A 13267-nucleotide genomic window follows, 5' to 3' on the forward strand; every position below is an offset into this window, starting at 1 on the left:
CCAAATTTCAGTTCCCTCCCCGTCCCCCCCAAAGAGAATCCTGTGGTTAGTCGTATCCTACTTTGCATCACGATTGCGATCATTCCATGTGCATCGTACTTGCATGCCGAAATCACAATCACGCCTGACGTCGTTTATGGCCATAAGTCTGGATTGGCGATGACGTTCGATGTATTCCGCCCGACGGACAATGCAAATGGTGCCGGCGTGTTGTTCATGGTTAGTGGAGGTTGGTTTTCAAGTTGGTCTCCTCCGGAACAAACGCAGGGCATGTTCAAGCCGCTAACCGATCAGGGCTTTACCGTCTTCGCTGTTCGACACGGCAGTAGCCCAAAGTTTTCGATTCCTGAGGCGGTCGCGGACGTTCGTCGTAGTGTTCGCTTCCTACGCAGCAACGCAGAACGGTTCAAAGTCGATCCCGAGCGATTAGGGGTTTACGGTTACAGCGCCGGCGGACATCTTTCGTTGATGCTTGGCACTGCTTCGGACGAGGGAGATGAGAATGCACAAGACCCACTCGATAGGGTATCCGATCGTGTCGCCACCGTAGTCGCATTTGTTGCACCGACCGATTTGCGAATCATGGTCAACCATAATCCTAACCGCTTGCCTGCTTACGATCGATTTCCTGCGTTGAACCTGGACATGGAAAGTGCGAAAGCCGGTTCCCCGCTTGTTCACGTTACGCCCGACGATCCACCAACATTATTAATCGCTGGCGACAAAGATGACCTCGTTCCGATCTCGCACAGCCGCAACATTCAAGCCGCATTTGAAGCGGCGAAAGTCAAGAGTCAACTCATTGAAGTCGCCGGCGCCGGACACGGATTCCAAGGCGAGGATGCCAGAAAATCAACCGAAGAAATGGTGAATTGGTTTAAGCTTCATCTCGCTCCGTAAGTGATCCATACGAAGCAACATCCATGCCGACTTTGGGTTTCACATTGGCGGATGCTAAATAGAATCTTGTCCTACGGATGCCGATCCATTATTGGCGTCTTGAACGGTCCCGGCCGATGACTCAGTGGACGAGCAGCCCGAACCGAAAATTGCATCGATCGTTGCTTAGAACATTGAAATTTAACGTACACGGCTAAATAGACCACAATCGGGATTTACCTCGAAGCTTTTAGTTTTGCCGTGATCGCATTGAGTTTTGCTTGCTCATCAGGGTTCTCGGCCAATGGCTCATCACCAAAGGCTGGCAACAATTTGTCCCACACAACATTCAGTTCGGCCTGCATGTCGCCTGAGTTCGCGGTGATGGCGACGACAGCATCGAGCTCAGGTAAGACGATGCAGAATTGCCCATCCTTGCCGTCGCCGCGATAGGCATCGTGGCGGCAACGCCAGAATTGAAAACCGTAGCCTTGATCCCAATCCTTACTCGGATCGCTACCGTTGGAAACTTGTCTTGATGTTGCCTGATCGACCCACGATTCGGGCAGCAGTTGCTTTCCGTTCCACTTGCCTTTCTGAAGATAGAGCTGCCCGAACTTAGCAATGTCTTCGGTGTGAAGAAATAACCCATAGCCACCGATGGAGATGCCTTGCCGGCTCTCGTCCCAACGTGGATCCTCGATTCCCAACGGCTGAAACAATCGGGATTTCAAGTAAGCGAGTACCGTCTCACCAGTGACTTTCTGGACGATCGCGGACAACATGTAGGTTGCCGGCGTATTGTATCGGAAGTGGGTTCCAGGTTTATGCGGAACGGGATGCGTCAAAAATGCCTTTGCCCAATGCTCTGCTTCAAGCCAATCGACTTCATCTTGGTGGCCGGTCGACATGGTCAGCAAGTCACGAACTCGCATCGCCTTGAGGTTCGCGGATGGTTCCGCAGGCGCATCGTCAGGAAAGAATTCCAAAACCCGATCATCAATACTCAATTTCCCATCAGCCACGGCCAACCCAACGGCGGTGGATGTAAAACTCTTGCTAAGGGACCACAAAACGTGCGGTTTGTCGGCCGACTCAGGGGCCCACCATGCTTCGGCGACCACGTGACCGTGACGCACCAACATGAAGCTGTGCATCGAGTTGACTTCTCGATCTGCTGCCTCGATATATTCACAAATATCGGCTGAGGAAACCCCTTGCGACTCCGGCGTGCTGCGAGGGAGAGACACCGATTGTGCCTGCAGCGTTTCAACTGAGATTGCGGTTACGAGAACAACGACGAATGCAAATCGATACACGATTAGCCCTATAGTAAGAATGGGTTGGAATTACATAAGAAGCAGGGCTGACGGAAAGTCCGTTCTGCCTGCGTTCTAGACATTCAATCGTTGTTTCACGTCAACGGTTGTTGAAAACAGTCCGATGGAAACACCAGCAAAGTCCAGCAACGGTACCAGGGTATTGCCATCATGGGCGGTCACCATCGACGAACCGAGGATGTGAATCCGTTTGGCACCGTGAGCGATATCACGGCTGACGCTCTACTTTTCATTTGCCTCGCTGGTCTTGTCACCAACTGCGATAACGTAAGCGACAAGATCAAGGATTTCTTCTTTGGTGAAATAGTTCAGCAAGCCGTTGGGCATGGCGGACTTTTCGTTTTTCTTTTCAAATTCGATCTCGTCCTTCATCACCACTGTCGGTGCGTCTTGGTCCAACGGGTCTGATTTGATGTGGACTTCGGTTGCGGTCTCCTCGACGACAAACCCTGAAACAACTTCGCCTGAGTCTGTCAGGTAGGTTCGCATCGCATATTCATCTTCGATAGTCTTGGACGGGTCGAGCATCGCCTCGAGAATGTAAGCTGCATTGCGATTTTTTTTGTCAAGTTCAGCGAGGTTGGGGCCAAAAACACCCCCATCGTTTCCGATTTTGTGGCATTGAATACAACCGATGCGAGTAAACGCCAAAGCCCCCGATTCCAACGATCGGTCACGAGCAACCAAGTCGGATTCGCTGAAATCGCTCGCGTTCCATTCTTTCACCAATTTGGGAATCCATCCATCGTTGGACGCTTGAGCAACTGCCACGCTACCGTCTTCCATCGGATACTCCTCAAGCAAATCAACGACGCTCCAGAACGTCGCATCCTTGCCTCGGTCAATCGCGCGCATCTTGGCAACGCGTTTCTCGTCAATCGGATTGGCGCGGTTGGACCAAGTGTTGCGCACGTATGTCAATACGGCCGCAATCTCCTCGTCATTGAGTAACTGGCGAAAACCGGTCATCGGCGGTAGCGGTGGTGAACTATAACGCTTGCCTTTCACTTCGATCGTGCCGTGCATTCCATCTAGAACCATGCGGATCAAGCGATCTTCATTGCCAGTTACCCACAAACTTCCATCGATCGGCGGATACAAATTCGGCAAACCTTGACCGCTCGCTTGGTGGCACGTCGCACAATGACTCTCGCGTGCATAGACTTCTGCCCCGAGTCGCATTGTTTTCGGATCTGCCTCAACCGGAATACTCAATCGCAGCTCGTTCAACTGCTTAGCGGCACCGGCGACGGTTGTTCCCGACGAAACGGCCAAACTCGTCCCTAATCGCAGCAATTTCGTGAACTCGCCACTTTGACGTTCCACCGGTGTCGCTTCATTGGCGTACTGAAGCAACGTCTTGAGTATGACGGGTGAATCCGTTTTGGAAAGCTTGTTCGCGACGGTTTCGCTCGGCAGCGATGCCAGCGCACGGAGCGCCGACTCCGTCAACACATCCTGCCTCACAAGTTCGGCAAAGTCGCTAATCTTTTCATCGAGCTGTCCAGGCCAATCCGCGATTGTCTGCAATGCTTGTTGCTTCAAGTTTCCGCCATTAGTACCCTGTAAAACGAACGCGTCGACGTCCTGTTTTTTCATACCAGGGCCTTTCCAAGCGACCTTCAAACCATCGCCACCACCATTGTCAAAGTACGTTACGACGATTTTGTGCAGGCCAGCATCCAGTTTCACCTTGCCACGTTTTTCTGACATCCCGTGACGCCCATCGTGATCGATGATTTCTTGTCCATCGATGTATAGACGCGAGCCATCGTCGGACGCGATGAAGAAGGTATAAACGCCGGTGACCGGAACATTAATGGACGCCGTTTGCCGCGTCGCGTATGCGTCTTTGGCGCCGCCGGGTACAAATGTCTCGAATTGATCGATGTATCCAGTCAACTGAGGCCGCAACTTGTCGAGCGTTTCCACCCGTACGTTGCTAGGATTCGGTTGATAATATTCAAACGCGACGGAGAGCCCCGATTGCACCGTCGTGTCTTCCGCTTCGCTGCGAAGTGACTCAGGCAAGTCAAACATCAGCTGCCGGACTTGCGGAAAAAGTTCGGCAAGCTTCGTCACATCCTTAACGGTTCCGATACATGCTAATGCGTCATGCAGTTTGTCACGTGAACTGAGTGCGTGTTGCCAAACTTCGCTGGCATCACCCGACTTCAACCACGCTGCATAAGCCGCGGTGCGGACTACAGAGGAATGAGTTTCGTTGGCGATTTGCTCCAACAGCAAATGGTCGGTCGCCGTGTTCTTGGCGATCGAGGATAGCATGCCAGCTAGGTCACCGAGGCTACTCGCGGCACTCTTCTCGCTGCTACGGATACTGGTTAACAACTGCTCGAGCGGCGAGCAAGCGTTCGCTGCCGCAAGCGCATCGACCGCCTCGAGTCGGAACTTTTGGGGGATTTGATCACGTGACAACAGCGACTCATAAACCGCAGCCGACTTGTTCATCTGCAGCAACAGTTCCGGCGCGGCGTTGGCGAACGCGTACGCTTCGGCTGCGAGCGAAAGTGGTTTTTTGGTGCGGATTGCTTCCGCAATCATGGAGTCAACGTTGAGCTCTTGGCGAGCGTAGTTGAGGACGTCAACGAGTTCTGGGTCCGTAGGTCGCATCGCTACTTCAAAAATCACCTCAGCGGACAACAAACCACCGAACTCCACCGCCGACTTGGCGGCTTCGGCCCTGACAAGCGCCGAATCGTCCTTGGAAGCCGCTAACAAAACCGTTTCCCAACCGGGCAAATGGTCCCTCAAGATTTGGCCACCGATTTTATGCTTCGCCCAGTGACCGAGTGTTCGTATCGCAGCTGCCCGGACTCGCGGTTCGTCGGCGAGGAACGTCTTTTTAATCAGCGCCATGTTCGGCATGCGATGTTCTTCATGGACCCATAAACATTCGAGCAAAGCCTGAGCCTCATCACGATCGACACCGGAGTGCTTGGGATCCAATTTCCCCGTGAATGCCAAGACGGCTCGGACGACATCCTCTGTGTTGCGACCGCTCAGTTCGATTCGCGTTCGATAGCGTACGCCATTTTCCTTGCTGAAAAAGTTTTCCAAGACGTCCGCAATCGGTCTACCCTGCATCTTCACTGGCGTCAGCGGATCGCGTCCTTTTGCAGTGACGCGATAAATTCGACCATGACTATGATCGCGATTTGGATCACGCATATTGTGCTGCATATGTCCAATCAACGTGTTGTGCCAATCGGCAACATAAATCGCTCCATCACTACCCACTTCGATATCGCACGGTCGAAAATTCGGGTCGGACGATTGAAGTAAATCAGCAGTCCGGTTTGCCGTAATCTGCGCACCGTTGTATTGCACTTCATATTGCAACACACCCAAGAACCCAATCGTATTGCAGACCAAGAAATTATTTTGACTCGATTCGGGAAAGTGACTACTCGAAAGCAATCCCGTCGCTGCTACCGGCCGCCACTCTTTCTTGAACCACTGGCGTTTCCCCGGACGTTGCCCCTTTCCAATACTGACGTAACCGCCCGTTCCGCTCGTTCCATCGTTGGCAAATTGATACCCCCAACGATCAAAGACATCGCCATGTGGATTCGGACCAATTGGATAGTGAAACTCGATTTCGAACGTACGTGGGTTAAAGCGATGCACGCCCGTTAAACCCGAACGATAGGTGTGTGTCGGAGTTTCAATCGCGGCCACATTGAAGATCCCCCGCGACCAATACAACCAACCATCAGGGCCGAGCAACATCGCATTGGCACTATGGTGCGTGTCGGCACTCGACAGCCCCTGCAACATGCGAATTTTCAAGTCGGCACGGTTGTCACCGTCGGTGTCTTTCAAGAACCAAAGTTCCGGCAGTGCAGCGACTAGCACACCACCGCCCCAGAACTCGAAGCCCGTCACACTATTGAGTCCATCGGCAAACACAATACACTCGTCTGCTCGGCCGTCGCGGTCTTCGTCCGGGAGAATCACGATCGCATCTTGACGAGGCTCGACTGGATTCCAATGTGGATACGAAGGCCATACCGATGCCCACAAGCGTCCATCGGTATCAACCGCCATCTGGACAGGATTAACAAGCCGCGGGAATTGCTTTTCCGAAGCGAACAAGTTGGCTTCAAAGCCTTCTTGCACGGTCAACTGCGAAATGGCTTCTTCGCCGTCCAAATACGGAAACGCACCACCTTCGAGCGGCCCCGCTTTATTCGGTCTCACGACCAACTCGGAGGGCAAGTTATCGTCCTTAAGATCCAAGTCGCCACCCTGCGTGATCGACCAAATTCGGTGGTCGCGATTGACGGTCTTCACGTCGAAAATTTCCATCTCACGCATCATCACATCAGCATTGGATTGGCCGAACCAAGCGAGTTTGGATCGACCGCCAAAGACGTTGTACTCATCCACCACGCGATACCGGCTGAACCAATGATAGTTCTTATCGAGCACGGCCTCTCGGAGTATCTCCATTTCGGAATCAGCAGGCAGTGATTGCTTCACCAATCCGGCAAAGGGTGTATCGGACGACGTCAGAATAGCTTGTGCAAGAGCACGGTTTCCATGGCTGTGCAAATGGATGCCGTTCATGGTCAGTGGCTTGCCAGCTTCAGAGTAAAGCTTTTGGGAAATCTGAAACAAGTCAACGAACGGAACCTGTTTCAACTTGCATACGTCTCGCATCGCGTCGGTATACATCCGCAGGTTCTTGTTGTTCTCAGAGCCACTAGGCAAATGAGGACTCCTGAGATCTTCGTGGGCAAGCGGCGAAAAGACAATCAATTTCGGTGCGGACTTGCTGTTATATTTTTGCGCACGCATCTGGTCGATCATTGCCGCCAAATCGTCTGTAAATCCCTTTAGTCCTGCTTCACCCCTGAACGCTTCGTTGTAGCCAAAGAAACACAACACCACGTCGGCACCGCACTTGGTCAGCCACATATCGGCGTCTCCAAAGTTATCAGCACGTTGGCGAAGTTTTACTTCGTCCCCTGAGAACCCGAGGTTTCGGAATGTCAGCTCATGCTGTGGCAGCAGTGCGTGAAGATACGTTTCCAACCACCCATCGTGCTGCATCCGGTCGGCCAACGTATTGCCGATGTAGACAACATGATCGCCTCGGTTGAAGACTGGCTCGCCGCCGGCCGCAGGCAGTAACAAGGAGACGAGCACCAGAGTCGGCATGAAATAGCGAAGCAGTTGAAATATCATTTTTAGACGATTAAGTGGAGGATTAATTAGCAGAAGTAAAGAATGGGAGAACCCAAGCGGTCCGAATGATTTTAGCGTAGCTGCGGTCGCCCGCCTTTGGGTTGCCACAGAAAAACCCAAAATCGATGCCGTGGTGGCATTAGCCGGAACATCCCCCGAATTCGGCCGAAATACCTCTCGCCATCAACGATCGAAATATGCTTCGGCCTGCAAATTTCAGAGCCATCTTGCTCACCGAGATCGGCGGCCGCTTAGTCCGATGCCGTTGGGACAGGTTTGCAGTGCCATGCGATCGGACAATACGCCCCGCAGCGGAACATGCAAGCACGACGAATGCGACCAGCCTCAACAAACAATCTTTCTTGTCACCGAAACCACCTCTGATTGGGGGAAATACCGAATCCTCAAAGCATCAACCAAAACTAAATTCACAGTGAAAACCATTGAAAAAACAGTATCCGCAACAACTCGCCAAATTCACAATCTTGCCGTTACTGAAAAAAAACTGGTGATGAGATTGACACATATACTCAAACCACCAAACATCCAACTCTCCACGAAATCCGCATCACGACCTTTCGCGATGGGCGTTTCCACCCAGAGTAATGGTTCACTGCTGATCGGAACACCGATTTCGATTGGGGGATACCCCTCATTTCGAAAATCGGCATCCTGGAAAACGAGTTTTTGACCGAAAAAGATAACGGGGCATGAAGCAAAGCTCGGTCGGTCCAGAATTTGTTCCACGAAATATCGTGAACACTTGCTTGAAAAGTCGGCCGAGCTTGCTTCGACTTTTTCGGTCAGAACGACGATTCATGACTAGTCCACACTGTTAATTCGTTAACATCGCAACACGCCCCTAAACATCGCCTACTGCACAATACTCTCGGCTATCACAGAAATCCGTACGAGTTCCGCGACGCTTTGGACACTCAGTTTCTTCATCACTCTGGACCGATGTCGTTCAACTGTCTTCTCGCTGATGTCGAGATTCTTTGCAATCACTTTATTCATTCGTCCCGCCACAACTTCTTCCAGCACTTGCCTCTCTCGCTTCGAAAGCATTTCAAGCTTGGCTTTCGCGATTGCAGAATTTCTCGTTAGCTCTTCGATTTTTTTACGATGAGTGATATCAATCAAGGTGCCTTTGACCCTTACTATTTCACCACGTTCATCAAGCAACGGACATCGTGAAACGAGAACCCAAACATCACTCCCACTACGGTGTTTGAGCTTGGTCTCATAAACCTGTTCGAACTTAAAATTTTCCTCTTCAATTGCATTTAGAGGCAACTCGACGGATTTAGAGTCTTTCCATTCGAGAATGCTCGTCCCCATCAACTCGCTTGGAGAAAACCCCAACATATTGGCGGCTTGCTCATTGATTTGAAGAATGATTCCGCCTGGGCTAACGACGCAAATCCCTTCGGCGGCCGACTCGACGATCTCACGATATTTCCGCTCACTTTCCTCGAGCGCAGCGTGCAACCGTTTTTGCTCTGTAATATCTTGGTTTACTCCGTTCCAAATAAGGTTCCCGTTCTTCTCCGTCGTGTAGATGGTTGCAGCAAAGTATTTCATTGGCCCAAGCCCTGGATCGCTTCGGAATTCGAGCCTAATTTCACGACCTGGCTGCAATGGTGACGCAATGGCACCAATGACGCCTGCACGATCCTCGGGATGAACACGCCCTAGAAAGTCACCAAGCATTGGTGGTCCCTGCGCCGGATCAAAACAGTGCAGTTCATAAAGCTGCTTTGACCACCAACCTTCCACTGCACCGTCAACCAACTCCCAACTGCCGACTTTTGAATGTTCTTGTGCCATCTCAAATCGAGCGATAGATAGCACCAGTTGCTGTTCCAGCCGTTTCCGCTCGGAAATGTCTAATGCCGTTGCTGAGATAGTTGGCTTTGCGTCGTTCCCGGACTTTCGATCGATGAAGTTGAATTGTACCCAAGTTTCAGTGTCCGTCTTTCCCTCAAGCTGGAATTCTCGGCGCAGCGTCGACTCCGGTTTTTTACTCAAAACGTGAATATCATCCGCAAAAGCTTGACGATCTTGTCGCGGAAGAAAACCTGATAACGGATGCCCAATCGCCTCGCCGCAGTTCAAACCCAGGAACTGTAAAAATGAAGAATTAGCGCAAACGATTGCCGTTGTGTCCACTTCAAAACAGACACAACCAACACCGTACCCAAATAGCTGGTCACCAAAAATGGAATGACACAGCGACAAATCATCATGCCGTGGCAAGCGGGAGTTATTGGCGGCGGGTTCGTTGTTCATCTTCTCTATGCAATTCGAGGATGAGCCTTTTTTTACAGCAGCCTGTCATTGTAGTAACCTTTAAAGCCCCCTTGGAAGCAAACGAAGGGATCCGAGGAAAATCTTGGCGAAATACCGCTCATCGTTCCCACGACTTTTTTCGCCTCGCACGTATCAAAGTCAACTGAGCCGCTTCGTCGTTTCTACATTGTTTCGCTTCGCTGCAGAGAATCCGTGAACCGATAATCGGCTGACCACTGCTTTTCGTACAGTCCCGCACAGGCGTGTAGGGGACGAACTTAGTGACCCAACGGTGCTATTTACCGAATCCAATGGACTGGCGCCCCCATTGACTGGCGACCGCTTATAGCAGCATTTCGCGAAACGACTATGGGCGAGCTTGCAGATCCAGATCCGCATCGACGACCAGTCTTTGCCCCTTCGTCGTGTTGAAGCTCACAACACGGTCTCCCGAACGAATCTTCACAGGATTCCCCAATTGCGAAGTCACCGTTGCCGAGGCGAGCCGACCGTCTTTCCAAGCGATGTCGACGGAAAAGCCGCCACGAGCGCAGAGACCTTGCACGCTGCCGTCCGCCCATACCTTGGGTAACGCTGGCAGCAAATGCAATTCGCCTGTGTGGCTCTGCAGCAACATCTCGGCGACACCGGCCGTAGCGCCAAAGTTGCCATCGATCTGAAATGGCGGATGCGCGTCAAACAGGTTGGGATACAGCCCCCCCTGGCCCTTGACTGTGCCGATTGGGTTGAGCAGGTTACTCAAGATCAAATAGGTGTGATCGCCGTCGAGGAACCTTGCCCACAAGTTTACCTTCCAACCCATGCTCCATCCGGTAGCAGCATCACCGCGATAAATCAGCGATTGGCGGGCCGCTGCGAACATATCCTTGTCGTGCCAGGTAATACCACGGCCGGGAAAAACGGTCCACAGATGCGACACATGGCGGTGCTGGTTTTTCGGGTCATCAAGATCTTCCATCCATTCCTGAAGCTGGCCTGCTCGGCCGATCTGGTTTGGCGCGATCTGGTTTCGAAGGCTGTCGAGCTTCGTTGCCAATTGCGAGTCAACACCAAGCACTCGAGCCGCATCGGCAGTATTCGCAAACAAGCTACGGATGATGTCGTGGTCCATCGCCGGCCCCATTACGAGGCCGCCCTGCTCGGGCGAATTCGAAGGGCCACTGATAAGATGCCCTGTCAACTCGTCCTCAATTAAGAAGTCAGCGAAAAACTCCGCAGATCCCTTCATTGCAGGATAAGCCTTCTCCGCGAGGAATTTTTCGTCTTCGGTGAACAGGTACTGCTCCCACAAATGTTGACACAGCCATGCTCCACCGACGACCCAGATGCCATGGTTTGACGCGTTGATCGGGGCCGCTCCCCGCCACAGGTCAAAGTTGTGATGGACGACCCATCCCGATGCATTGTAGTGCTGCTTCGCAGTGGATTGGCCCGAAACCGCTAAGTCAGCAATCGCGTCATTGAGCGGCGTTTGACATTCGGCCAAGTTCGTGGTCAGGGCTGGCCAATAGTTCATCTCGGTGTTGATATTGCATGTGTATTTGCTGTCCCACGGTGGACGTAGCGATTCGTTCCAGATGCCTTGCAAGTTGGCCGGCTGACCACCGGCACGGCTCGAACCGATAAGCAAGTAACGCCCGTATTGAAACACTAACGCGGCGAGATCGGGATCGCCTCCTTTGGAAAAATTAGCTAGACGAACGTCGGTCGGTTGGCGAGCGGCGTCGGTGCGTCCAAGGTCGATCGTCACGCGGCCAAAAAGGTCTTGGTGGTCGGCCAAGTGACTCTGCACGATCTGGTGCAGCGGCTTGTCCGCCACATTCGCCAGCAATTCTTGGCAGCGGGCGCTCGGATCCGCTGTCAGTTCACGAAAGTTCTCAAAATTAGTTGCGGCGACTAGGCGGATTGTCACTGCATCAGCCCCCGTGACGCGCACGGTATCTCCCTCAACAGCCAGCGTGCCTCCCTCGGCCGACACCTTGGCTTGGGCCTCGAAACGGATGCCGTCGTCTTCGACCTGACCCTGTAAAATGATTGTATCGCCTTGTACCAGAGTCTCGCCTTGGTGCGGACTACTGAGACGCAACAGCGCGTCGACCTGACCTGGTTTGTCGGAAGTCAGACGAGTCACCAATACCCTGTCGGGATACGAGGCGAAAACGTCACGACGATAGGTCACGTCGCCCACCCCGTACTCGGTCGAAGCCATGCCCGTCTGCAAGTCAAGCCAGCGGCGGAATTGCTTAACCTCCTTCGCCTCTTGGGGTTCGGGCGTTTCGATCCATAAGTCGCCGCACGGCTGGTACGTCTTTTGGCCCAAAGGAATGCTCATGAATTCGCGGCCCGCAAGATTTTCAGCCTCGCGTTGCTTAGCACGGGCTTTGTTCGCCAATTCACGTGATGGTTCGCTTCGACGCTCTGGATCAAGTTCCAAAGCCTCTCGCGTCAACGAACGGCCCTCCTGCAACAGGCTGCGGATTTCCGGCAGATACTTTGCGGCGCCCTCATGGGCATAATCATGCGGTTGACCGGTCCATACCGTGTGCTCGTTGAACTGAATCCGTTCATGGTTCACATTGCCGAAGACCATTGCTCCGATGTGGCCGTTACCGATCGGCAATGCCTCGTTCCAATTGGCGGCAGGTCGCGTGTACCAAAGGCATCGTGGGCTCTCGGGTGCACCTGCTTCCCCGATGAAAGCTCCCTTGAAGGGACGCATGGCGGTAGTGCCTCGCTGGGTGCGGCGAAGTGCCAGCGTTCCTGCCACGGGTGTGATCGTTCGGCCTGGCTCACTCGAAAAAACCCATTCACCGAGCACGCCTTCGAGCGGCTTCGGTTGGGTCGATGCCGCTCGCATCGATGCAGCTCGCGTGGCAATTTCTTCTGGTTTGAGTGCCCGCTTGTAAACCGCCGCCCTTAGAATGCGTCCGTGAAAGCGGTTACCACCACTAGGATCAGCACCGATAACCAGCGGAGCCTTGCTGAGAGTCATCGGTCGAAACTCGCCCGAAAGACTAGCCACCTCACGGCCATCAACATATAGTTTCATCACTTTTTCAGCCAAGCCATAGACACCAACGACGTGGGTCCAGCGGTCGCCGGTAAGTTTCGCTGAGTACGTCGCCATCCCCTTTGCGTTAAGGAACCGCAATGAATTGCCGGGATGCGTGTCAAGCATGTAGCCCAACTGTGTGCCGCTGATCGATTTGTCGAGAATGCGTCCGCCAGCCTGACTCATGGCGTCCGCCTTGACCCAAGCTTCTAAGGTCACGTCGTCAATGAGGTCGAGCTGTTTGTCAGGACCAGCGACGTACAGCGACGAACGGTCGTCGAGACGGTAGCCTTCTTCGGCGGAAAACGCCATGGACGCAGAAACAACAACTAGGAACAGAGTTGTGAAAGTTATATATCTGGATTTGGTCATGGAGGCAGGGTCATTTGCGAGGATAATAATGTTACCGAGAGCTTCTAATGTTCGGGACATCGCAAGTTGGCGTAAAATTCCAGCTCGCGATTTTTATTGA

General features: G+C 52.8%; 6 protein-coding genes. 2 read left to right on the forward strand and 4 right to left on the reverse strand.

Features of this window, described 5'->3' with window-relative positions:
- Nucleotides 1-42: 42 nt before the first annotated feature.
- Nucleotides 43-900, forward strand: coding sequence for an alpha/beta hydrolase (locus CA13_RS11370; protein ID WP_419194200.1), 858 nt, complete (start codon nucleotides 43-45; stop codon nucleotides 898-900).
- 215 nt (nucleotides 901-1115) lie between these two features.
- Here the strand turns inward: CA13_RS11370 and CA13_RS11375 are convergent, their stop codons facing one another.
- Both CA13_RS11375 and CA13_RS11380 read right to left on the reverse strand, forming a co-directional pair.
- A complete protein-coding gene (locus CA13_RS11375) occupies nucleotides 1116-2198 on the reverse strand; it encodes a serine hydrolase domain-containing protein (protein WP_419194201.1) in 1083 nt (360 codons plus the stop codon).
- A gap of 243 nt (nucleotides 2199-2441) precedes the next feature.
- A complete protein-coding gene (locus CA13_RS11380; protein ID WP_146396546.1) occupies nucleotides 2442-7430 on the reverse strand; it encodes a PVC-type heme-binding CxxCH protein in 4989 nt (1662 codons plus the stop codon).
- 433 nt (nucleotides 7431-7863) lie between these two features.
- On the opposite strand from CA13_RS11380, the gene CA13_RS11385 reads away from it, so the two are divergent.
- Nucleotides 7864-8121: a hypothetical protein gene (locus CA13_RS11385; protein ID WP_146396549.1), complete on the forward strand. Its 258-nt coding sequence runs from the start codon at nucleotides 7864-7866 to the stop codon at nucleotides 8119-8121.
- 182 nt (nucleotides 8122-8303) lie between these two features.
- Here the strand turns inward: CA13_RS11385 and CA13_RS11390 are convergent, their stop codons facing one another.
- Complete coding sequence (locus tag CA13_RS11390; protein WP_146396552.1) at nucleotides 8304-9722, reverse strand: PAS domain S-box protein; 1419 nt, start codon at nucleotides 9720-9722, stop codon at nucleotides 8304-8306.
- Nucleotides 9723-10089: 367 nt separating this feature from the next.
- Nucleotides 10090-13167, reverse strand: a complete 3078-nt coding sequence (locus CA13_RS11395) for a glycosyl hydrolase family 95 catalytic domain-containing protein (RefSeq protein ID WP_419194202.1) — start codon at nucleotides 13165-13167, stop codon at nucleotides 10090-10092.
- Nucleotides 13168-13267: the final 100 nt, after the last annotated feature.

It is taken from the genome of Novipirellula herctigrandis (genome assembly GCA_007859835.1).
GTDB classification, from domain to species: Bacteria; Planctomycetota; Planctomycetia; order Pirellulales; family Pirellulaceae; genus Novipirellula_A; species Novipirellula_A herctigrandis.